Origin of the sequence: Streptomyces sp. NPDC059850 (assembly GCF_042731515.1) — a bacterium.
Classification (GTDB): Bacteria; Actinomycetota; Actinomycetes; order Streptomycetales; family Streptomycetaceae; genus Streptomyces.
The window spans coordinates 22,612-44,392 of the sequence record NZ_JBHWJI010000042.1 but is presented as its reverse complement, the minus strand read 5'-3'; the positions used below and the strand labels follow the sequence as shown (position 1 = coordinate 44,392).

Here is a 21,781-nt window from a genome sequence, read left to right as displayed (position 1 = left end):
CTCGTGCCTGAACCAGCCGCGAATACCCCGCATCCGCACAGTGCCACCCTGCGACGCCTGGAGAAGTCGTCCGGAAAGCTCGCCGCCGCCGCCATCACGCGCATGGACGAGCAGCTGCCGTGGTACAGGGCGATGCCACCGGAGAACCGCTCGTGGATCGGACTGGTGGCGCAGGCGGGCATCGCGGCCTTCACGGAGTGGTTCCGGCACCCGGAGGCGCCGCAGGCGATCAGCACCGATGTGTTCGGTACGGCGCCGCGCGAGCTGACCCGGGCGATCACGCTGCGGCAGACGGTGGAGATGGTCCGTACGACCATCGAGGTCATGGAGTCGGCCATCGACGAGGTGGCGGCTCCCGGCGACGAGTCGGTGCTGCGCGAGGCGCTGCTGGTGTACGCGCGGGAGATCGCCTTCGCCACCGCCCAGGTGTACGCGCAGGCGGCCGAGGCGCGCGGCGCCTGGGACGCCCGGCTGGAGTCGCTGGTGGTGAACGCGGTGCTCTCCGGCGAGGCCGACGAGGGCGCGCTGTCCCGCGCGGCGGCGCTCGGCTGGAACTCGCCCGAGCACGTCTGCGTGGTGCTGGGCACGGCGCCCGACGGGGACAGCGAGCTGACCGTGGAGGCGATCCGGCGGGCCTCCCGCCACGCCAAGCTGCAGGTGCTCACCGGGGTGCTCGGCAACCGGCTGGTGGTGGTGGCGGGCGGCTCGGACAACCCGCTGCAGGCGGCGAAGGCGCTGATCGGGCCGTTCGCCAGCGGCCCGGTGGTGGCCGGTCCCGTGGTGTCGGACCTGCTGGCCGCCACCCGCTCGGCGGCGTGCGCCGCGGCCGGGCTGAAGGCGTGCACGGCCTGGCCGGACGCCCCGCGTCCGGTACTGGCGGACGATCTGCTTCCGGAGCGCGCGATGGCCGGGGACCCGGCCGCCCGCGCCCAGTTGGTGGAGGAGATCTACAGACCGCTGGAGGAAGCCGGTTCCGCTCTCCTGGAAACGCTGAGTGTGTACCTGGAGCAGGCGAGCAGTCTGGAAGGCGCCGCCCGGATGCTTTTTGTTCATCCCAACACCGTGCGCTACCGGCTACGACGTGTGACCGACGTCACCGGATGGTCACCTAGTGACGTCCGGTCGGCCTTCACGCTCCGGATAGCCCTGATCCTCGGCCGACTTGTCGATGGGGACATCAATCCCTAGTCCTTTGTGGGACTCCAACAATTCCCTTGACCGTTCTTCGTCCTTGTCCCCACGGGCGGGCGGGACCACCCACAAGAGAGAGTGTGAGAGTGCTCGTACTCGTCGCTCCCGGCCAGGGCGCCCAAAAGCCCGGCTTCCTGACCCCCTGGCTCGACCTCCCCGGCGTCACCGAACGTCTGGGCTGGTGGTCGGCCGTCTCCGGCCTGGATCTGGTCCACTACGGGACCGAGGCCGATGAGGAGGCGATCCGCGACACCTCGGTGGCCCAGCCGCTGCTGGTGGCCGCCGGACTCGTCTCCGCCCAGGCGCTGTTCGCCGACGGCCCGCACCGCGTCCAGGACGTGGTCGGCGCCGCCGCGGGCCACAGCGTGGGCGAGATCACCGCCGCCGCGGCCACCGGTGTGCTGACCGACGAGGCCGCCATGGTCCTGGTGCGCCGCCGTGGCCTGGCCATGGCCGAGGCCGCGGGCCGCGCCGAGACCGGCATGGCCGCCATACTGGGTGGTGAGCAGGAGACCGTCGTCGCGCACCTCGACAAGCTCGGGCTGACCCCGGCCAACGTCAACGGGGCCGGACAGATCGTCGCCGCGGGCACCGCCGAGCAGCTGGCGGCGCTGGCCGAGGACAAGCCGGAGGGCGTGCGCCGCGTCGTACCCCTGAAGGTGGCCGGCGCGTTCCACACCGACCACATGGCCCCGGCGGTGGCCACGCTGGAGAACCTGGTCGCGGGCGTGCCGATCGCCGACCCGGGGACCGCGTACGTCTCCAACCGGGACGGTGCGGTCGTGGCGTCCGGCACCGAGGTGATCCAGCGCATGGTCGCCCAGGTGTCCAACCCGGTCCGCTGGGACCTGTGCATGGAGACGTTCCAGAAGCTGGGCGTCACCGCGATGATCGAGGTCGCTCCGGGCGGGACGCTCACCGGCATCGCCAAGCGGGCCCTGCCGGGCGTGGCGACGCTGGCGCTCAAGACTCCGGACGATCTCGAGGCGGCACGCGCGCTGATCGCCGAGCACGCCGTACCCGCCGACACCCCGGCCGTATAGCCGAATAGGAGTTCCGAGAGCATGACCGCGAAGATCAAGCCCAGCAAGGGCGCCCCGTACGCGCGCATTCTCGGCGTCGGCGGCTACCGCCCCACCCGGGTGGTGCCGAACGAGGAGATCCTCAAGCACATCGACTCCTCGGACGAGTGGATCCGTACCCGCTCCGGCATCGCGACCCGCCACTGGGCCGGTCCGGACGAGTCGGTCGCCCAGATGTCCGTCGAGGCGGGCGGGAAGGCCATCGCCGACGCCGGGCTGACGCCCGAGCAGATCGGCGGCGTGGTCGTCTCGACCGTCTCGCACTTCAAGCAGACCCCGGCGGTCGCCACCGAGATCGCCCATCTGCTGGGCACCGGCAACCCCGCCGCGTTCGACATCTCCGCGGGCTGCGCGGGCTTCGGCTACGGGCTCACCGTCGCCAAGGGCATGGTCACCGATGGCACGGCGGAGTACGTGCTGGTCATCGGCGTCGAGCGGCTCTCGGACCTGACCGACCTGGAGGACCGGGCGACGGCCTTCCTGTTCGGCGACGGCGCGGGCGCCGTGGTCGTCGGCCCGTCCAAGGAGCCCGCGATCGGCCCGACCGTCTGGGGCTCGGAGGGTGACAAGTCCGACACCATCGCCCAGACGCTGCCCTGGGACGTCTACCGCGACCGCCCCACCGACGAGGTGCGCTTCCCGGCGCTGCGCCAGGAGGGCCAGGCGGTCTTCCGCTGGGCGGTGTTCGAGATGGCGAAGGTCGCCCAGCAGGCCCTGGACGAGGCGGGTGTCAGCGCGGACGAGCTGGACGCGTTCATCCCCCACCAGGCCAACATGCGGATCATCGACTCGATGATCAAAACCCTCAAGCTGCCGGAGCACGTCACGGTCGCCCGTGACGTGGAGACCACCGGCAACACCTCCGCCGCCTCCATTCCGCTCGCCATGGAGCGGCTGTTGGCGACGGGGCAGGCGAAGAGCGGCGACACCGCGCTCGTCATCGGCTTCGGGGCGGGTCTCGTCTACGCAGCGACGGTCGTTACCCTCCCATAGGCTCTCTAGCCCAGAACCACGCAGCCCCGGACGAGTCGGGCGCTGCTCACCCACCGCAACACACCGAAGAAGGAGCGCCGCAATGGCCGCCACGCAGGAGCAGATCCTCGAAGGTCTCGCCGAGATCGTCAACGAGATCGCCGGTATCCCGGCCGAGGACGTCGCGCTGGACAAGTCCTTCACCGACGACCTGGACGTCGACTCGCTGTCCATGGTCGAGGTCGTCGTCGCCGCCGAAGAGCGCTTCGACGTGAAGATCCCGGACGACGACGTCAAGAACCTGAAGACCGTCGGCGACGCCGTCGACTACATCCTGAAGCACCAGGGCTGAGCCGATCGCCTGTCGCCACCCGAGCGGTGGCAGAGGTCCAGCACCTCCTACGTAGGAGTGAAGAATTCCTGTGAACTCGACCAATCGCACCGTGGTCGTCACCGGTGTTGGTGCCACGACGCCGCTGGGTGGCGACGCCTCATCGACCTGGGAAGCACTGATCGCCGGTCGTTCCGGCATCAGCCACCTGGAGCAGGACTGGGCAGCCGAGCTGCCGGTCCGGATCGCCGCGAGCATCGCGGTGGACCCGGCCACCGTCCTGCCGCGGCCGCAGGCCCGCAAGCTCGACCGGTCGGCGCAGTTCGCGCTGATCGCCGCGCGTGAGGCGTGGGCCGACGCGGGCTTCACCGGCAAGGCCGGCGAGGACCCGTCGGTCGACCCGGACCGGCTGGGCGCGGTCGTGGCCTCCGGTATCGGCGGCGTGACGACCCTGCTCGACCAGTACGACGTGCTGCGCGAGAAGGGGGTCCGCAAGGTCTCCCCGCACACCGTGCCGATGCTGATGCCCAACGGTCCGGCGGCCAACGTCGGCCTGGAGGTCGGCGCCCGGGCCGGTGTCCACACCCCGGTCAGCGCGTGCGCCTCCGGCGCGGAGGCCATCGGCTACGCCATCGAGATGATCCGCAGCGGCCGCGCCGATGTGGTCGTCGCGGGCGGCACCGAGGCGTCCATCCACCCGCTGCCCATCGTCGCCTTCGGCAACATGATGGCGATGTCGAAGAACAACGACGACCCGCAGGGTGCCTCGCGCCCCTTCGACGTCAACCGCAACGGCTTCGTGATGGGCGAGGGCTCGGGCGTCATCGTCCTGGAGTCGGCGGAGCACGCCGCCGCGCGCGGCGCCCGGGTGTACGCGGAGGCCGTCGGCCAGGGCATCTCGGCCGACTCCCACCACATCACCCAGCCGGAGCCGTCCGGCAACGGCATCGCGCACGCGCTGCAGAACCTGCTGGAGAACACCGACCTGAAGCCCGCCGAGGTCGCGCACATCAACGCGCACGCGACCTCGACGCCGCAGGGCGACGTGGCCGAGATCAAGGCGCTGCGCAAGGTCTTCGGCGACGACGTGGACCACATGGCGGTCTCCGCCACCAAGTCCATGACGGGTCATCTGCTGGGCGGCACCGGCGGTGTGGAGACGGTGGCCAGCGTGCTCGCGCTGTACCACCGGATCGCCCCGCCGACGATCAACATCGACGAGCTGGACCCGGAGGCGGACGCGGACATCGTGCGCGGCGAGCCTCGGCCGCTGCCGGGCGCGGGCCCGATCGTGGCGCTGAACGACTCGTTCGGCTTCGGTGGCCACAACGTGGTGCTGGCCTTCCGTACGGTCTGAGCCCACACGGTGTGAAGGGCGCGCTCCCGGCTCCGGCCGGAAGCGCGCCTTTCGTGTGTCAGCCTGTGTGTCAGTTCTCCGTAAGGCCGCCGTCCTGAAAGCTGGCGAAGTACGAGGCGATCATGTCCTCGTCGCCATGGCCCTGCTCGACGGCGCGCCGGAACCGCTCCGCGCCCGCGGCCGCCACGTCCAGCCGCACCCCGGACCGCTGTCCCGCCTCGACGATCAGCCGGGCGTCCTTCTCGGCGGTCCTGGCCGCGAAGCTGGGTTCGAGGTCCCCGCCGAGCAACTGGCCCGCCTTGGCGTGCAGATAGCCGTTGTCCAGCGGTCCGCCCGCGATGGCGTCGAAGAAGCTCTGCGGCTCCACGCCGAGCCCCTCGGCGAGGGCGAGCGCTTCGGCGGTGCCGTGGGTGATGGCGAGGATCCAGCTGTTGATGACGAGCTTGAGCCGGGTGGCCGCGCCCTCCTCCCCGGCCTCGCCGACCCAGACCGTACGGCTGCCGATCGCGTCGAAGACCGGCGCCACGGCGGTGCGGGCGGCGGGCGGTCCGGCGGCGAGGACGAGGAGCTGGCCGTTCTCGGCGGGCTGCTTGGTGCCCAGGACGGGTGAGTCGAGGAGGACGAGGTCCCGCTCGCGGGCGAACGCGGCGAGCGTGTCGAGCCCGTCGAGGCCCGCGGTGGTGGCCTGGGCCCACACCGTGCCGGGGCGCAGCGCCGGGGCGGCCTGGCGCATCGTCTCCAGGGCGGCCGGGCCGTCGTGCAGGATCGTCAGGACGGCGTCGGCGCCGTCCACGGCCTGCGCCGGGGTGTCGGTGACGTGGACGCCGTCGGTGGTGAGGGGGTCGGCCTTGGCGCGGGTGCGGTTCCACGCGCGGACGTCGAGCCCGGCGCGGGCGAGGTTGCGGGCCATCCCGGAGCCCATGATTCCGGTGCCGAGGACCGCGACGGAGGTCGCTGCGGGGAGTTGTTCGGTCATGTCTCGCCACGCTAGGAGGACAGTGCGTTTCAAGCCAACGCCGAAGGGGTCAGACGACTTGGTGCAGCCAGCGGACCGGGGCGCCCTCACCCGCGTAGCGGAACGGCTCCAGCTCGTCGTCCCACGGCTTGCCGAGCAACTTGGCGATCTCCGCGTGCAGATCGCCCTCGCCCCGGGCGGAGCGGGCCAGCGCGGCGCGCAGCCGGTCCTCGGGGATCAGGATGTCGCCGTGCATTCCGGTGACGGCGTGGAAGATGCCCAGTTCGGGGGTGGAGCTGTAGCGCTCGCCCTCGGCGGTGGCGCAGGGCTCGGCGGTCACCTCGAAGCGCAGCAGATGCCAGCCGCGCAGCGCGGAGGCCAGCTTGGAGGCGGTGCCGACCTCGCCCTGCCAGGAGAATTCGGCGCGCCAGGCGCCGTTGGCGGCGGGCTGTTTGATCCAGTCGAGGGTGACACGCACACCGAGTACGCCCGCGATGGCCCATTCGACGTGCGGGCACAGCGCGCGCGGAGCGGAGTGCACATACAGAACTCCACGTGTCGTCACCGGGGCCTCCTGTGCGGTTCGAGGTACGCCTTCCCCAGCGGCCTCGTGCCCGTACCGGTCACGCCCGGGACAGCACACGTCATTCTGCCCCAATGATCACCCTCGCACCAGTCCCGAGGTTACCTGCGGTGAAATTTATCGGGCAGAATTCTTTAGAAAAGGGACAGGATGTGACGCAGCGTAATGTGACGGTATCGCAACGCGCTTCCTTGCGCTGGAGTGGCGCTCAACTGCCACAAGAAAAACGTACCGCGCGGACCGGCCACAGGAGTGACGTACCGTCGGTCCCGGATAGATATCACCCAACAGTCGGAGGGGGAACAGCCATGCGGGCCAGCACACCACGCTTGAAGCAGCGGATCACCGTGTCGACGCGTACCGGTGTCGTCCTGCTCACGACGGCCGCCGTCCTGAGCACGGCGGGGTGTTTCGGCAGCTCCGACGACCCCTCCCGGAACGGGCCGAGCAAGGGCGGCAAGAGCCGCGCCGAGGGCCCGGTGTGGAACACCCGCCCCAGCTCCATCGCCTCCCTGGGCGACTCCGTCACCCGGGGCTTCGACGCCTGCTCGGTGCTCTCCGACTGCCCCCAGGTCTCCTGGTCCACCGGCACCGATGTGAACAGCCTCGCCCAGCGGCTGCGCTCGGGCGCGCGCAGCTGGAACTACGCCAAGACCGGCGCGGTCATGGCCGATCTGCCCGGCCAGATCGAGGCGGCCGTCGCGCGCAAGCCGCAGCTGGTGACCCTGATGATCGGCGCCAACGACGCCTGCCGGAACTCGGTCACCGCCATGACCCCCACCGACGAGTTCCGCTCCACTTTCGCCTCGGCCCTCACCCGGCTGCGCCGCGAGGTGCCGAAGACGCAGGTGTACGTCGCGAGCGTGCCCGATCTGAAGCGGCTGTGGTCGGAGGGGCGGAAGAACGTGCTGGGGCGGCAGATCTGGAAGCTGGGCATCTGCCCGTCGATGCTGAAGGACTCCGACGCGATGGACGCGGCCTCGACGGAGCGGCGCCAGCAGGTGGACGAGCGGGTGGACGACTACAACCAGGCACTGAAGGACGTGTGCGGGAAGGACCCGCTGTGCCGGTACGACGGCGCGGTGCACAAGTACCGCTTCACGGAGCGCGAGTTGAGCAAGTGGGACTGGTTCCACCCCAGCAAGGCGGGTCAGCAGCGGCTGGCCGCGATGGCCTACCGCCGCATCACCAGCCCCTGACGTCCCTCAGCTCACCATCACCGGTGCCGTGAGGCGGAGGTCGGCCACGCTGCGGCCCGCCTCCGCCACGTACGGGCCCGGGACCAGGCGCCAGGCGTCCGCCGCCTCGTCCCAGATCTCCGCCGCGCGGCGCCGCACCGGGATCGTCACCTCCACCGCCTCCCCCGGACCGGCCACCGCGGCCGCGAAGCCCGCGAGGCAGCGAATGGGCCGCTCCTCAGGGTCGCCGGGCGGCGGGGCCAGATAGAGCTGGACGACTTCCCGGCCCGGCCGGGAGCCCACGTTCCGGATACGGACCGTGATGGTGCCCAGCGCGTCCGCCGAGTCGCCCGTGCGGGTGCCCGGGAAGGCCCCGGGGTCGCCCGCGGGGGTGAAGTCCACCGCCTCGTACGCCCAGTCGGTGTACCCGAGCCCGTGTCCGAACCAGTACGCCGGAGCGGCCCCCTCCTGCCGCTCCCACGCCCGGTAGCCGATGAAGACGCCCTCGTCGTAGGAGAGTTGGCCACCGCTGGGCGCCACCTGGCGCACCGGCGCGTCCGCCAGCCGCTCCGGCCAGGTCGTCGGGAGGCGGCCGCCCGGCTCCTCGGCGCCGAGGAGGACGTCCGCGAGGGCGGCGCCCGCCTCCTGGCCCGGGAACCAGCCGAGGAGGACCGCGGCGACCTCCTCACGCCACGGCATCTCCACGGGGGAGCCCGTGTTGACGACCACGACGGTCGGGGTGCCGGTGGCGGCGACGCGGCGCACCAGCTCGTCCTGGCGGCCCGGCAGCCGCAGGTCCTTGCGGTCGAAGCCCTCGCTCTCGACGCTCTCCGTGGTGGCGACCACGACCACGGCGGTGTCGGCTGCGGCGGCCTCGGCGACGGCCTCCTCGATCAGTTCCTCGGGATCGCGCTCCGGGGCGCGGTGCACCAGGCTGAAGCAGACGGCCTGCCAGTTCGCCTCGTCCGACCTGACGACCGTGCTGGTGAGGCTGACCTCGACCGGGACGCCCTCGGTCAGCTCGGCCTGGCCACGCGGCACGGGCGCGCCGAAGAACGCCTCGAACGGGTCGTCCTCCTCCCCCATGGCCTGGTGCCCCTCGAAGAGCACCGCGTCGCCGACGACCAGCCGGAAGCCGCCGAGGCCCCGGGTGCCGAAGGAGTGCGTCCCGCTCTCGCGCGGGGTGAAGGTGCCGGTGACCTCGACGGTGTGCAGCTCCTCGTACGTCACCCCCTCGGGGAAGTCGCCGAGCCACTGCACCTGGCCGCTGGGCAGCCGGGACTCGCCCAGCACCCGCCCGTCGGCGGCCCGGACGACGGCGCGCAGCGCGAAGCCCTGCCCGGCGGGGGCGAGTTCGTCGGTGGGGTCGGCGCCCACGGCGTAGCCGAGCGGGACGTCGGCGGGCAGCGCGGCGCGCAGCCCGTCCAGCGGGGAGACGACGTGGTCGGGGAAGACCAGCGCGGAGCCGCCGCCGAGCACCCGGGCGTCCCGCGCGGCGGCGCCGATGAGCGCCAGGGACCGGATGCCGGAGGGGCCGCCCGGGGTGAGCGGCAGCACCGCCGCGCCGCTCTCCCCGGAAGGCTCGTTGCGCAGCAGTACGAAGGAGCGCCGGGCGATCTCGCGGGCGAGCGCGTCGCCGTCGATCGGCCCGGGGCGGTCGGCGGGGGCGACGGCGGGTTCCGCGCCGTCCAGCGCGCCGACCCGGGCGGCCAGGGTCAGCACCCGCCGCACCGCGTCGTCGACGTCCGACTCGGCCACCTCACCGTCGCGGACGGCGGCGGACAGGGCCTCGCCGTAGACGGTCTGCGGTCCCGGCATGGCGACGTCGAGCCCGCCCGCCATGCCCCCGGCGGTGTCGCGGGCGGCCATCCAGTCGGAGACGATGAAGCCGTCGAACCCCCACTCGCCGCGCAGCACGCCCCGCTGCAGGGCGCGGTGCTCGGTCATCGTGGCGCCGTTGACCCCGTTGTAGGCGGCCATGACGCCCCACGGGCGGGCGTCCCTGACGATGGCTTCGAAGGGCGCGAGATACAGCTCGCGCAGCGCCCGCGCGCCCACCTGGTTGTCGACGCTGAAGCGCTCGGTCTCCGCGTCGTTGGCCACGAAGTGCTTGACGGTGGTGCCCACTCCGCCGTCCTGGACGCCGAGGACGTAGCCGGTGCCGATCGCGCCGGTGAGATACGGATCCTCGCTGTACGCCTCGAAGTGGCGGCCGCCCAGCGGGGAGCGGTGCAGATTCACGGTCGGGGCGAGCAGTACGTGCACCCCCTTGCGCCGCGCCTCCTGGGCCAGCAGCCGCCCCGCGCGGCGGGCCAGCGACGGGTCCCAGGTGGCGGCGAGTGCGGTGGGGCTGGGCAGGGCGATGGAGGGGTCGTCGGCGGTCCAGCGCACGCCCCGTACGCCGATCGGACCGTCCGACATCACCAGCGAGCGCAGGCCGATGGCGGGGACGGCGGGCAGCGACCACATGTCCTGCCCGGCCAGCAGCCGGGCCTTGGTGTCCAGATCGAGCGCGCCGAGGGCCTTCTCGACGACGCCGCTCATGCCCGTACTGATCGCATCTGCCACGACTGGGCCTCCTCAGGTCGCCCATATCGTGGACCCATGGCCCTGTAGCCCGGTAGGTACCGTTATTATTTTGTTATCGAATCTGCTTTACGGTACTCCCATGGACAAGCTGGACGGCGAGAAGCTGGACGACGACGCGCCGACCCGGCGCGGGCAGGAGCGGCGCGCGGAGATCGTCCGCCGCGCCCTCGAAGTCATCGCCGAGCGCGGCTACCGGGGCGCCACCCTGGGCGCGGTCGCCGAGCGCGCCGGGCTCACCCAGCAGGGGCTGCTGCACTACTTCCCCACCAAGGACGCCCTGCTCATCGCCGTGCTGGCGGAGCGCGACCAGTGGGACACCGGCGCCGCGCGGCGCGACGGCGGCGGCACCTGGCCGCTGGACCTGCTCGCCTCCCTGGTGGACTACAACGCGATGCGCCCCGGCATCGTGCAGACCTTCTCCGCGCTGCTGGGCGAGAGCGTCACCGAGGACCACCCCGCGCGCGACTGGTTCACCCACCGCTACGAGCGGGTGCGCGCCGACATGGCGGACACCCTGCGCGGCGAGTTCGGCGACCGGCTGCCCGGCGGGCTCACCCCCGAGAGCGCCGCGCCGCTGCTGGTCGCGGTGCTGGACGGGCTGCAGTTCCAGTGGCTGCACGACCCGGACGCGGTGGACATGCCGGGCCTCTTCCGCGCTTTCGTCTCGCTGCTGACCCCGGGGGAGGAAGGTGCCGCCGAATAGCCGCTCAGTCGGCGGGCGTCGGGCAGGTGTACCGCTGCCCGGGCCCCCACTTCTCGCGGATGTCGGCCGCCGTGACCGCCCCGCACAGCAGCGCGGTCCGCGACGCGCCCTCGGGCGCGCCGTGCAGGACGGCCACCAGCTTGTCGGCGGTCAGCCGCCCGCCCCCGGCCACCCCGTGGGCGTCGATCCGGCCGGTCGCCCCGTTGAACCCGCCGCTGCCCAGGCCCTGGTAGAGCACGGCCTGCACCAGCGCCCGGTCCAGCCGCCCGTCCCGCTTCCCGCTGCCCACCCAGGCCTCGTCGATGGCCTGGGACAGATAGCACAGCGCGTCCCAGGCCAGCGGGGAGTGCCCGTCGAGCCGCATCGCCTTCGCCAGCACGCCGCGTTCGCGGCCGTACTGCGCGTCGTACGCCCGCAGATACGCCTGGGCGCTCTCGCCGCCGACCCGGGAGGGCTCGCCGTGCGAGACGTAGTACAGATTCAGCCCCTGGAAGATCGCCCAGGGATTCTGGCCCAGCAGCAGCGCGTTGGTGACGTCGTCGCCGCCGAGCACACTGACGGTCGGGCAGCTGTCGGCCATCCGGCTGTACTCGGACAGGAAGGTCACGAACTGGCTGCCACGGGCCGTCCACACGACGCCCGTGGGCTCTCCGCCGCCCGCCACCCGGCACACCCGCTCCGCGAAGTCCTCCATCGTGTCGTACGACCGCCCGGCCGGTCCGGTGGCGCTCCCGCCCGTCCCTAGCAGCAGCGTCTCGACCGGGCCCGACCGGTATTCGGCGCGGAACGAACGGGCGAGACCGGAGCTGTACGGATCCTTCGGATCGGCGACCATCATCACCCGGCGCGCCTTCACCGGGGCCCGTCCGGGCCGGGTCACCATCGCCGCCTCCCGTACGAAGGCCGCCATGACCTGGGCGGCGCGGGAGTCGACGGGCGCGAGCTGGTAGTAGTGCGGGCCCTGGGAGAGCAGGGAGTCGGCCGTGCCGGAGGTGCCGATCATGGGGATTCCGGCCGCGTCCAGCTTCCGTATCGCGGAGTACGTGGAGCCGCGGCTCTGGCCGAGGCCGACGGCGCCGACGATCGACGCGTCGCGCCGGGCCAGCTGGACGATGGAGTCGGCGACGGCCGGGGCGTCCTCGAAGAGATGGCCCGCGTTGGCCACCAGCACCCGCACCGGAACCCGGTCGTCCGACGTCAGCGCCAGGGCGTTGACATGGGCCTGGGCGAGCGCGATCCCGCGCAGCTCGGGCAGGGTGCCGCCGCGCACCGGGTCATCCGCGCCCGCGCCGCCGCTGAACGGGCCGATGTAGACCACGGTGCGGTGGCGCGGCGCGGCCTCGTCCCGGCGGCGCGTCGCGGCGTCGACCGCGCCGTTCTGCCGGTCTATCTGCGCCAGCACCTCGCTGACCTGGCGTTCGTTGGTGCCCTGGGCGAACGTCTGCTGGCCCGTCGTCACCCCGACGCACTGGCCGTCCTTGCCGAGGAACGTCTGGCCCGTGCAGCTGTCGTCGCCCTCGCCCCAGAACGGCCGGTAGAGGCCGCCCGCCACCATCCCCAGCGTGAGCAGCGCGATCAGCGCCGCCCCCGCGATCTCGGTGCGCGGGCCCCAGCGGCGGGCGGCCGCGACCAGGGTGGGACGGCGGCCGAGCCAGTACGACGCCCGCTCGTCGTCCTCCGGCCCCTCGCTCACCGGCACCACGATCCCGGTGGGCTGGCCCGCGCGCATGCCCTGCCGCTCGACCAGCTCCAGTTCGGCGCCCGCGTGGGCCAGGTCGGCCGCCTCGATGTCCGGGATGCGGGAGGCCAGCGAGCGGGCCCCGGCCGCGATCGCGATCACCGACGTACAGCGCAAGTCCTCGACGGCGGAGCGCAGTTCGCGTAAGAACCGCTGCACCCGCGAGTCCAGCGCCCCGGCCTCCTCGAAGAGCAGCACGAACCGGGTGGTGCGGCGCATCCGCCACGGGTTGAAGCGGCGGCGGCGCACCGCCCCGTCCAGGTCCGCGAGCAGCGCGTGCATCAGCACCCGGTCCAGCCGCTCCGGGTCGCTGCCCTCGCCGCCGGGGACGTGGTCGAGCGCGGAGCGGAAGAAGTCGGTGGGCGGGGTGCCGCGCTGCAGCCGCGCCCACTCCGCGTACCAGCGGCGGTGGCGGCCCCGGCCGAGCATCCGGCGGCTGGAGCGGACGCCGAACAGCCAGCGCGGCAGGGTCTGGCACAGCGGCCCGGCCACGAAGTTCCACAGCAGCTCCACGACCGAGCCGCCGCTCGCGTGGTCCCGGCCGCCGATCCGCCACAGCGTGTTGGCCGTGCGCGACCAGCGGCGGTGCTCGTCGTAGCAGTGGTTGCGCAGATCGCGGTGGCGGTATTCGACGGGCCCGTCGATGGCCGGGGCCGTGACCACCGAGTGCAGCAGCCGGAAGCCCGGCAGCCGCAGCTGCCCGGTGTCCACCGGCATGGACTCGGCGAGCTGCAGCGCGATCTGCTCGAACAGCTCCAGCGGCGGCGGATCGGCGCCGGGCGGGAGCGCCGGGAGGTACGCGTGGGGCGCCAGCACCTGGCTGCGGCCGCGCAGCCGCGACCGCAGCCCTCCCACGATTCTCCGCCCGGCCCGCCCGGCGCCCTCCTCCGTCAGCAGCACCACCGGCACCCTGCTGCGGCTGCGCCGCTGCTGGATGACCAGCTTGTCGAACGCCTCGACGAAGCGCTCGACACCCGGATACGCCGGGATGCGGTCCTGTGGATCCCCCGTCGCCATCGTCCCCGTCCCCCTCTCCGACCCGCCCTCACAAAGGCGGTGGAAACAAGGGATATCCCCCGTACGGAAGGGGCTCAAGCGCGGCGGCGGGGGCGGGTCTCACATCTCGCGCGCCTCCAGCGTGATCGCGCGCTCCCCCACGGCCGCGGTCCGCGGCAGCGGAACGAGCTGCTGGCTCGCCTCGAACCGCAGCAGGCTGCTCTCCACGAACGCCGGGCCCGGTACGAAGTTCACGCCCGGGGCCTCCTGCACCGACCAGGAGTGGGTCAGGCCGTCGCAGACCGCCGGGCCGCCCCCGAGCCCGAACCGCAGCTGGCCCTGGATGAGCGTGACGAGGAGGTCGGCTCGCGGGATGGTCGCGCCGTCCCGCAGACAGCGGTACGTCCCCGTCAGGGCGACGGTGCCGGTGCTGCTCACGTATCCGACGCGGCTCACGGTGACGTTGTTGCCCCACGGCAGCGGCAGGGCCTGCCGCCCCATCTGCGGCATCCCGGGCACCCCGGCCCCGGCGGACGGCCCGGCGGGGGCCGGGGCGGGCGAGGGGGCGGGGGCCGGGGCCGCGTGGGCGGCGGGGGTGACGGGCGCGGCGATGATCAGACCGGTGACGGCACCGAGAAGGCGGCGACGGTTGCGCATGAGGGCGTACCTCCGTGAGCGGGGCGGAATCCCTGTGACGGGATCCCTGGGGAAATCCCTGTGGGGGACGAAGTCCCCGTACAGCTATCGGGCCCACCGCGCGGCCTGCGGGAACCTCACCCCCGTGCGGCGTGTCCGATACCGCTGGGCGGGTGCTCCCGCGACGCCGGGTTGACCGCCGCCCCGGTCGGGCCCCCAGTCGGGCCCCCAGTCGGGCGCCCGGTCCAGCGGGCGCAGTGCGCGCCCAGCAGGAGCAGGAAGGAGGTGGGCAGGAAGACCGCGTCCGAGACGATCATCATGGCGGACAGGAAGGGGACGCCGAGGACGACGGCGATCGCCAGGTGCTCCAGCATCATCACCGCCAGCAGGACGTTCTTGAGCCGCCGGTAGCCGAGCAGGAAGGGGAACGCCACCTGGGTGATGACCGTCCCGTAGCTCAGCGCATAGACCGCGAGCATGCTGTGGGTGAGCAGCGCGCCGAGGGCGGGCCAGGGCGCGAAGTATTCGAGGTTCAGGGCGTAGTACAGCCCGCTGCCCTCCTGCCACAGGCTGCCCTGGACCTTGTACCAGCCCGCCGTCGCGTAGATGAGGCAGACCTGGACGGCGATCACCAGCATGGCGCAGTTGTGCAGCATCGCCGTCGCCGCGTCGAGCAGGTCGCGCGCCCGGTGCCCCCAGGGCCACCGGTGCGCCGCGTACCAGAGGCCATACGCCGCCCAGAACGCCCACAGGACCGCCGCCCACGCCGTGTGCGGGAAGCCGTCGGACACCCACAGGAGCACCACCCCGAGCGCCTGCCACAGCGCGACCCCGGCCCGGTCGTACGCCGGTCGCCGCTGCCGCCGCGCCCGGGCGAGGCGGTGGGCGTCGAGCGACCAGACCGCCCCGCAGCGGGTGAACGCCAGGTACACGGCCATCACCCGCAGCGCGTTGTCCCCGGCGTCACCCAGATAGGGGTTATGGCTGTCGAGGGAGACCACGGCCACCAGGAACACCACGGACGTGCCCCGGGTACGCCAGCCCAGCATCAGCAGGACGGCGGCCACGATCGCGCCGTGGTAGACGACTTCGAACCACCAGTGGCCGCCGGACCACAGCAGGGCGCTGAACCGGTGGTCCTCCGCGACGACCTGCGCCGCCATCTCCGCCGACCAGGGGCTCCGGTCGCCGTACAGCAGCCGCCGCTGCGGCCACTCCCGGAGCAGGAAGGCGGCGGCGATCGCGCCGAGCCCGATGCGGAGCAGAGCGGCCTGGTACGGGGCGTGGGTACGGGCGGCGAAGGTGATCGGCCGGGCCAGTCGGTTCACGTCACAGTCCCCTGTGGTCGTCGTGCGTCACCGGCCACCAGGGCAGCGTGCGGTGGGGGGCGTTCCGTACGGGCGCGTGGGCGCTCCAGCGCGGAGGGGTCACGGGGACGGCCCGGCTGCGCAGCTGCACGGCGACGATGCCCTCGCTGCGCGCGAGGCGGCTCAGGGCGATCCGCTTGAGGTATTCGGCGGACAGCGCGCCCCGCGCGGCGGTCGGCGCCTCCCGCCGGTCGTGGGTGTCCCGGTAGAAGTCCCAGGCCCGGCGCAGCAGGTTCTGGTCCGCGTGGCTCGGCAGCAGGCTGTGCCGTACACCCTCGATGTCGCGGGCCGTGAGGCTCGTCCACCGCCCCGTACGGCGCGCCCCGGAGCCCTCCACGGTCCGCACCCGGGCGTCGACGCGGACGTTCGCCCGGAGCGGCTGGGGCGCGAACAGCTTCCAGTCCTGGGCGAATTCGGGGTAGACGTGCGCCTCGATGACGGGTGCGTACGCGTGCCGCACCGGACTTGGCGGCGCGATGCTCAGGAACACCATGGCCAGGTGCCAGAGCGCCGCGCCGAGCAGCACGGCGGCGGTCGCCGTCAGCAGGGCGAGGGAGGGGAGGGACCAGGTCCGCTCGGGTTCGCCGCGCTCTTCCGGCATGGGCGCCCGGGGCACGCACACCCGCCCGACACGTTCCTTGGTGTGCTGTTCCACGATCTCCTGGGCCCTCCTGCTCACCTAGCCGCGGATGTTGCTGCAGCCCCGGGCGGCGCCGGGCACGAACGACGGAGCGGCCGGGCTGTTGAACGCCGCGAGGGACATCCCGCCACCACCGCCGCCCAGCGCGGTGAGGTCGCCGGTGCTGCTCGCCCCGCTGCTGCCGTTGGCGCCCCCCGTCGCCTCGCCCCCGAACAGGCCGTCGCAGTCGTTCTTCTGGGTCGAACCGCCCCGGATGGTGGCGCGGAACAACTCGCCCAGGTCCGGCCCCTGCTGCGCCCGGGTGGCGGGCCCGGCCCCGTCGGCCCCGTCCGCTCCGTCGTCGTGGATGCCGCCGAAGGCGACAGCCGCGGCAGCACACGCGCTCAGGACGACCGTTCTCAGTACTCTCTTCATCTGTTCGGCCTTTCTCGATCTTTCTCGATGAATCCGTCGCCGTCAGCCGCGGGAGTTGCTGCACTTCTGGCCCGACCCGGTGCCCCGGTCGAAGGGCATCGCGGGCGCGCCGCCGCTGCCGCCGCCTCCGGTGGCGCCGGTGGCGGAGCCCAGCGCCGCGAACGCGGAGTCGCAGCCGTTGTTCTGCCTCGATCCGCCCCCGAACCCGGCGCGGTACAGGTCGGCCAGCGGCGGGCCCGGCTGAGCCCGGGTCGCGTGGTCGTCGCCGCCCTCCGCGTCAGTCCCGCCGTCGTGGATGCCGCCGAAGGCGACGGCAGCGGCAACACACGCGCCCAGAACGACCGTTCGCAGTACGCTCTTCATCTGTTCGGCCTCTCTCGATGATTCTTCCGCTGTTAGCGGCGCAGCCTGCCGGGCGGCGGAACCAGGTCGCGGCACCGACACGTCCGCGTCCACCGAATGGCCCGAGGCGGGGAGGTCCAGAGTCGATAACCATTCGACGCAGGGCCATTGACACCCGTGACACCCGGTGATTACCGTCACGCCAGGATTTCGAACGTGTGACGAAATATCGAACATCGCGAAGGGTCATAGCCTTGCGCATCACCGGAATCAGCACCCATGTCGTCGGCACCCCCTGGCGCAATCTCACCTATGTGCAGGTCCACACCGATGAGGGCATCACCGGCGTCGGCGAGACCCGCATGCTCGGCCGCACCGATGCGCTCCTCGGCTATCTCCACGAGGCCGAGAAGAACCACATCGCCGGATCGGACCCGTTCGCGGTGGAGGACCTGGTCCGCCGGATGAAGTACGGCGACTACGGCCGCGCGGGCGAGATCGTGATGTCGGGGATCGCCTGCGTCGAGATGGCCTGCTGGGACATCAAGGGCAAGGCGCTCGGGGTGCCGGTCTGGCAGCTGCTCGGCGGCAAGGTGACCGACAAGGTCAAGGCGTACGCGAACGGCTGGTACACGGTCGAGCGCACCCCCGAGGCGTTCCACAAGGCGGCCACCACCGTGGTCGAGCGCGGCTACCAGGCGCTGAAGCTGGACCCGTTCGGCACCGGCCACTTCGAGCTGGACCACGCCGAGACGCTGCACTCGATCTCGCTGGTCGAGGCGGTGCGGGACGCGATCGGGCCGAACGCGGAGCTGCTGGTCGAGATGCACGGGCGGTTCAGCCCGTCGACCGCCGTACGGATCGCGGGCGAGCTGGAGCGGTTCCGTCCGTCGTGGCTGGAGGAGCCGGTGCCGCCGGAGAACCTCAAGGCGCTGGCGAAGGTCGCGGAGAAGACGAACCTGCCGATCGCGACGGGTGAGCGCATCCACGACCGGATCGAGTTCCGGGAGCTGTTCGAGTCGCAGGCCGTCGACATCATCCAGCCGGACGTCGGCCACCTCGGCGGCATCGGCGAGACCCGCAAGCTGGCCGCGACCGCCGAGACCCACTACGTGCTGATCGCGCCGCACAACGTCGGCGGCTCGGTGCTGACCGCCGCCTCGCTCCAGGTCGCCGGGTGCACCCCCAACTTCAAGATCCTGGAGCACTTCAACGACTTCGCCGACGCGGAGATCAAGAAGGTGGTCAAGGGCGCGCCGCAGGTGGTGGACGGCTACTTCGAGCTGTCGCACGAGCCGGGCCTCGGCGTCGAGCTGGACACCGACGCGGCCGCCGAATTCCCGCAGCAGCAGGCCCGGTTCGACCTGTGGGCCGAGGGCTGGGAGAAGCGGGATCCCACCGGCGGACGTGGCGAATGAGCGCCGCGAGCCGCATGGAAGAGGCGCTCGTCCTCGAACGCCCCGGCAGCCACCGGCTGGACACCCGTACCGTCGCGGAGCCCGGGCCCGGCGAGGCCAGGGTGCGGGTCCACGCGTCCGGGATCTGCGGCAGCGACCGCGAGGTCTACGAGGGCAACCGGCCAGAAGGGTACGTCCGGTATCCCGTCACCCCCGGCCATGAGTGGTCCGGGACGGTCGAGGCGGTCGGCACGGGCGTCCCCGAAGCGCTCACCGGCCGCAAGGTCGTCGGCGAGGGGTTCCGCAACTGCCAGGTGTGCGACCGCTGTCACGCCGGGGAGACCACGCTGTGCACGGCGGGGTACGAGGAGACCGGCTTCACCCAGCCCGGCGCGATGGCCACCACCCTGACCCTGCCCGCGCGGCTGCTGCACCCGCTGTCCGACGACGCCGATCTGACCGCGGCCGCGCTGCTGGAGCCCGCCGCGTGCATCGCCGCCGCCGCGCTGAAGGCGAACGCGCAGCCGGGGCAGCGGGTCGCGGTGGTGGGCACCGGGACGCTCGGCATGATCGCCGTGCAGTTCCTGGCCGCCGTCTCCCCCGCCGAGCTGCTGGTGGTCGGCACCCGGCCGGACCGGGAGCAGCTGTCGCTGTCGTTCGGTGCCACGTCCTTCCGTACGAACGACCGCCTCGACGACGTCCGGGGCGGTTTCGACATCGTTATCGAGACCGCCGGGTCCGCCCCCGCCGCCCGCACCTCCGCCGCGCTGCTGCGGCGCGGCGGACGGCTGGTGCTCACCGGGATCCCGGCGGCGGACACGGCGGACGGGCTCGACCCGACCGACCTGGTCGTCCGGCAGATCGAGGTGCGGACCGTGTTCGGGGCCGCGCCGGACGCGTGGGCACACGCGGTGCGGGTCTTCGACGCGGGGCTGCTGACGCTGCTGCCGCTGGTGACCCACGAACTGCCGCTCAGCGACTTCGCCACCGCCATCGAGCTGGTGGGAAGCGGTGATCCGAAGGTGGGCAAGGTCCTGCTGCGGCCCGCGTAGCCCCTTCCCCGTCCGGGGGCTCCGCGCCCCCGGACCCGACGGTCCTCACAAATCGAGGGCTTCACCTAGTCCTTACGGCGATACAAGGAGCACCGTGACCACCGCCGCCTCAGCCCGCCCCTCCGGCCCCCGCCGTCCCGCCGACACCGCCCTCGCCGCGCTCGGCCACGCGGCGCCCGAGCCCGACCCCGCCGACGCCTCCGCGCACTCCTTCCCCGACGGCGGCACCTGGCGCACCGAGGTCCCGTCCGTCGAGGGCCCGGAGGCGCTGGCCACCGTGTTCAAGGAGGCCGGGCGGCTCGACGTACCGATCCACCGGATCAGCCAGGGCAGCGGCGTCTGGATGCTCACCGACGCCGAGATCACCGAGATGGTGGAGTCCTGCGCGGAGCGCAATGCCGAGCTGTGCCTGTTCACCGGGCCGCGCGGCACCTGGGACATCGGCGGCGCCACCCGCTCCGACTCCGGCGGCGGCGGGCTGCGGGCCCGAGGCCACGACGCGGTCGCCGGATGCGTGGAGGACGCCCTGCGGGCCGCCTCGCTCGGGGTGAAGTGCCTGCTGGTCGCCGACGAGGGCGTGCTGTGGCTGCTGCACCAGCTGCGCGAGCGCGGTGAGTTGCCCGCGGACACCACCTTCAAGCTGTCGGCGCTGGTCGGCCCGGTCAACCCGGCCTCGTTCGCGGTGTACGAGCGGCTGGGCGCCGACTCGATCAACATCCCCTCGGATCTGACGCTGGAACACCTCACCGAGATCCGCCGGTCCTCCCGCGCCCCGATGGACTTCTACATCGAGGCCCCGGACGACCTCGGTGGGTACGTACGGCTCTATGACGCGGCCGAGTTGATCCGGCGCGGCGCCCCCATCTATCTGAAATTCGGGCTCAGCAAGTCTCCGGGGATCTACCCCTACGGCGCGCAACTGCGGGACGTGGCGCTGAACAGCGCGCGCGAGCGGGTGCGCCGCGGCCGGCTCGTGCTCGATCTGCTCGCCCGGCTGGGCGCGGACGGCGGGCTGTCGCCGCTGGGCTCCCGGCTGCCGGGGCCGCTGCGGCGCTTCCCCGTCACCGACGCGTCCGACGCCGATACCGGCGCGGCCCCCCAGAAGTCCTGAGCAATGACGCCCCAGGGAAGGACCCCATCACCATGCGTACGGTAAGAGGCGCACGAGCCGCGGCGATAGGCGCCGGTCTCCTCGCGCTCTCGCTGACCGCCACGGCCTGTGGCCAGGAGGCGGTCGGTGGCAGTCGGTACAAGAGCAAGGAAAAGGGAGGAACGATCGGCATCGCGATGCCGACCAAGTCCTCCGAGCGGTGGATCACCGACGGCCGCAACGTGGCCAAGCAGTTCAAGGCGGCGGGCTACAAGACCGACTTGCAGTTCGGCGAGGACGACGTCCGCACCCAGGTGGCCCAGCTCGAAAACATGATCACCAAGGGCCACCGGCTGCTGGTGATCGCTCCGATCAACGGCGGGGCGCTCAACGACGTCCTGAAGCAGGCCAAGCAGGCCAACATCCCGGTGATCTCCTACGACCGGCTGCTCCTGGGCACGAAGGACGTCGACTACTACGCGACCTTCGACAACGAGAAGGTCGGCAGGCTCCAGGGCCAGTACATCGTCGACAAGCTGGGGCTGGCCAAGGGCCGCAAGGGCCCCTTCAACATCGAGCTGTTCGCCGGGTCGTCGGACGACAACAACACCCGGTACTTCTACGACGGCGCGATGAGCGTGCTCAAGCCGTACATGGACAAGGGCGAGCTGGTCGTCCGCTCCAAGCAGACCAAGCTGAACCAGCTCTACACCGATAAGTGGAGCGGCAGCGCCGCGCAGGACCGCATGGAGGACCTGCTCAACGCGGCCTACAGCGGCAACGATGTCGACGCCGTGCTCTCGCCGTACGACGGCATGTCCATCGGCATCCTCTCGGCGCTCAAGAGCGCCAGCTACGGGACGAAGGCCAAGCCGTTCCCGGTGGTGACCGGGCAGGACGCGGAGCTGGCCTCCGTGAAGTCCATCGCCCGGGGCCAGCAGACGCAGACCATCTACAAGGACCTGCGCAAGCTGGCGAAGGCCACCGTCGCGATCGCCAAGGCGGAGCTGACCGGCGGCAAGGCCCCGATCAACGACACCACGTCGTACGACAACGGCGAGAAGGTCGTGCCGACCTATCTGCTCAAGCCGGTCAGCATCGACAAGTCCAACACCCAGGTGCTGGTGGACGAGGGCTACTACACCGCGTCACAGCTGAAGTAGGGCGG

General features: G+C 72.2%; 20 protein-coding genes. 11 read left to right on the top strand and 9 right to left on the bottom strand.

Annotated features, from left to right (window positions below):
* Positions 1–3: 3 nt before the first annotated feature.
* From ACFV9T_RS29285 to fabF, 5 genes are all read left to right on the top strand, one after another.
* Entirely contained in the window at positions 4–1,188 is a 1,185-nt protein-coding gene (locus tag ACFV9T_RS29285; RefSeq protein ID WP_385445430.1) for a PucR family transcriptional regulator, read from the top strand.
* 89 nt (positions 1,189–1,277) lie between these two features.
* Positions 1,278–2,234, top strand: coding sequence for an ACP S-malonyltransferase (locus tag ACFV9T_RS29280; RefSeq protein ID WP_385445475.1), 957 nt, complete (start codon positions 1,278–1,280; stop codon positions 2,232–2,234).
* 21 nt (positions 2,235–2,255) lie between these two features.
* Entirely contained in the window at positions 2,256–3,266 is a 1,011-nt protein-coding gene (locus ACFV9T_RS29275; protein WP_385445429.1) for a ketoacyl-ACP synthase III, read from the top strand.
* An 82-nt stretch (positions 3,267–3,348) separates the two neighbouring features.
* Positions 3,349–3,597, top strand: coding sequence for an acyl carrier protein (locus ACFV9T_RS29270; protein WP_009718247.1), 249 nt, complete (start codon positions 3,349–3,351; stop codon positions 3,595–3,597).
* A 70-nt stretch (positions 3,598–3,667) separates the two neighbouring features.
* Entirely contained in the window at positions 3,668–4,933 is a 1,266-nt protein-coding gene (fabF, locus tag ACFV9T_RS29265) for a beta-ketoacyl-ACP synthase II (protein ID WP_385445428.1), read from the top strand.
* Positions 4,934–5,003: 70 nt separating this feature from the next.
* Here the strand turns inward: fabF and ACFV9T_RS29260 are convergent, their stop codons facing one another.
* Positions 5,004–5,909, bottom strand: coding sequence for an NAD(P)-dependent oxidoreductase (locus ACFV9T_RS29260; protein ID WP_385445427.1), 906 nt, complete (start codon positions 5,907–5,909; stop codon positions 5,004–5,006).
* 49 nt (positions 5,910–5,958) lie between these two features.
* Positions 5,959–6,453, bottom strand: a complete 495-nt coding sequence (locus ACFV9T_RS29255; protein WP_385445426.1) for a DUF3145 domain-containing protein — start codon at positions 6,451–6,453, stop codon at positions 5,959–5,961.
* A 326-nt stretch (positions 6,454–6,779) separates the two neighbouring features.
* On the opposite strand from ACFV9T_RS29255, the gene ACFV9T_RS29250 reads away from it, so the two are divergent.
* Positions 6,780–7,670, top strand: a complete 891-nt coding sequence (locus tag ACFV9T_RS29250) for an SGNH/GDSL hydrolase family protein (protein WP_385445425.1) — start codon at positions 6,780–6,782, stop codon at positions 7,668–7,670.
* Positions 7,671–7,676: 6 nt separating this feature from the next.
* Here the strand turns inward: ACFV9T_RS29250 and ACFV9T_RS29245 are convergent, their stop codons facing one another.
* Entirely contained in the window at positions 7,677–10,217 is a 2,541-nt protein-coding gene (locus ACFV9T_RS29245; RefSeq protein ID WP_385445424.1) for a glycoside hydrolase family 3 protein, read from the bottom strand.
* Between the two features lie 100 nt (positions 10,218–10,317).
* Here ACFV9T_RS29245 and ACFV9T_RS29240 point away from each other — a divergent pair, with 100 nt between their 5' ends.
* Complete coding sequence (locus ACFV9T_RS29240) at positions 10,318–10,941, top strand: TetR/AcrR family transcriptional regulator (protein ID WP_385445423.1); 624 nt, start codon at positions 10,318–10,320, stop codon at positions 10,939–10,941.
* Positions 10,942–10,945: 4 nt separating this feature from the next.
* On the opposite strand, the gene ACFV9T_RS29235 is transcribed toward ACFV9T_RS29240, so the two are convergent.
* The 6 genes from ACFV9T_RS29235 to ACFV9T_RS29210 all read right to left on the bottom strand — a co-directional run bounded on the left by ACFV9T_RS29235 (position 10,946) and on the right by ACFV9T_RS29210 (position 17,095).
* A complete protein-coding gene (locus tag ACFV9T_RS29235) occupies positions 10,946–13,696 on the bottom strand; it encodes an ABC transporter substrate-binding protein (RefSeq protein WP_385445422.1) in 2,751 nt (916 codons plus the stop codon).
* Between the two features lie 99 nt (positions 13,697–13,795).
* Entirely contained in the window at positions 13,796–14,332 is a 537-nt protein-coding gene (locus ACFV9T_RS29230) for a DUF6299 family protein (RefSeq protein ID WP_385445421.1), read from the bottom strand.
* Positions 14,333–14,448: 116 nt separating this feature from the next.
* On the bottom strand, positions 14,449–15,639 hold the full coding sequence (locus tag ACFV9T_RS29225) for an HTTM domain-containing protein (RefSeq protein WP_385445420.1): 1,191 nt from the start codon (positions 15,637–15,639) through the stop codon (positions 14,449–14,451).
* Position 15,640: 1 nt separating this feature from the next.
* Positions 15,641–16,357 carry a DUF5819 family protein gene (locus tag ACFV9T_RS29220; protein WP_385445419.1) on the bottom strand — a complete coding sequence of 239 codons (717 nt, stop codon included), beginning with the start codon at positions 16,355–16,357 and terminating at the stop codon, positions 15,641–15,643.
* Positions 16,358–16,732: a hypothetical protein gene (locus ACFV9T_RS29215; RefSeq protein ID WP_385445418.1), complete on the bottom strand. Its 375-nt coding sequence runs from the start codon at positions 16,730–16,732 to the stop codon at positions 16,358–16,360.
* Between the two features lie 42 nt (positions 16,733–16,774).
* Entirely contained in the window at positions 16,775–17,095 is a 321-nt protein-coding gene (locus ACFV9T_RS29210) for a hypothetical protein (protein ID WP_385445417.1), read from the bottom strand.
* A gap of 233 nt (positions 17,096–17,328) precedes the next feature.
* Here ACFV9T_RS29210 and ACFV9T_RS29205 point away from each other — a divergent pair, with 233 nt between their 5' ends.
* The 4 genes from ACFV9T_RS29205 (at position 17,329) to chvE (ending at position 21,776) form a co-directional block, all read left to right on the top strand.
* Positions 17,329–18,492, top strand: coding sequence for a mandelate racemase/muconate lactonizing enzyme family protein (locus ACFV9T_RS29205; RefSeq protein ID WP_385445416.1), 1,164 nt, complete (start codon positions 17,329–17,331; stop codon positions 18,490–18,492).
* Positions 18,493–18,506: 14 nt separating this feature from the next.
* Positions 18,507–19,523 carry a zinc-binding dehydrogenase gene (locus ACFV9T_RS29200; RefSeq protein ID WP_385445474.1) on the top strand — a complete coding sequence of 339 codons (1,017 nt, stop codon included), beginning with the start codon at positions 18,507–18,509 and terminating at the stop codon, positions 19,521–19,523.
* Between the two features lie 94 nt (positions 19,524–19,617).
* Entirely contained in the window at positions 19,618–20,634 is a 1,017-nt protein-coding gene (locus ACFV9T_RS29195) for a hypothetical protein (protein WP_385445415.1), read from the top strand.
* A 32-nt stretch (positions 20,635–20,666) separates the two neighbouring features.
* Entirely contained in the window at positions 20,667–21,776 is a 1,110-nt protein-coding gene (gene chvE, locus ACFV9T_RS29190) for a multiple monosaccharide ABC transporter substrate-binding protein (RefSeq protein ID WP_385445414.1), read from the top strand.
* Positions 21,777–21,781 lie beyond the last annotated feature (5 nt).

Coding starts and splice junctions, on each gene's coding strand:
- ACFV9T_RS29260 (WP_385445427.1), bottom strand. CDS start 5,909: ATGACCGAACAACTCCCCGCAGCGACCTCCGTCGCGGTCCTCGGCACC.
- ACFV9T_RS29270 (WP_009718247.1), top strand. CDS start 3,349: ATGGCCGCCACGCAGGAGCAGATCCTCGAAGGTCTCGCCGAGATCGTC.
- ACFV9T_RS29230 (WP_385445421.1), bottom strand. CDS start 14,332: ATGCGCAACCGTCGCCGCCTTCTCGGTGCCGTCACCGGTCTGATCATC.
- ACFV9T_RS29210 (WP_385445417.1), bottom strand. CDS start 17,095: ATGAAGAGCGTACTGCGAACGGTCGTTCTGGGCGCGTGTGTTGCCGCT.
- chvE (WP_385445414.1), top strand. CDS start 20,667: ATGCGTACGGTAAGAGGCGCACGAGCCGCGGCGATAGGCGCCGGTCTC.
- ACFV9T_RS29200 (WP_385445474.1), top strand. CDS start 18,507: ATGGAAGAGGCGCTCGTCCTCGAACGCCCCGGCAGCCACCGGCTGGAC.
- ACFV9T_RS29240 (WP_385445423.1), top strand. CDS start 10,318: ATGGACAAGCTGGACGGCGAGAAGCTGGACGACGACGCGCCGACCCGG.
- ACFV9T_RS29215 (WP_385445418.1), bottom strand. CDS start 16,732: ATGAAGAGAGTACTGAGAACGGTCGTCCTGAGCGCGTGTGCTGCCGCG.
- ACFV9T_RS29250 (WP_385445425.1), top strand. CDS start 6,780: ATGCGGGCCAGCACACCACGCTTGAAGCAGCGGATCACCGTGTCGACG.
- ACFV9T_RS29235 (WP_385445422.1), bottom strand. CDS start 13,696: ATGGCGACGGGGGATCCACAGGACCGCATCCCGGCGTATCCGGGTGTC.
- ACFV9T_RS29275 (WP_385445429.1), top strand. CDS start 2,256: ATGACCGCGAAGATCAAGCCCAGCAAGGGCGCCCCGTACGCGCGCATT.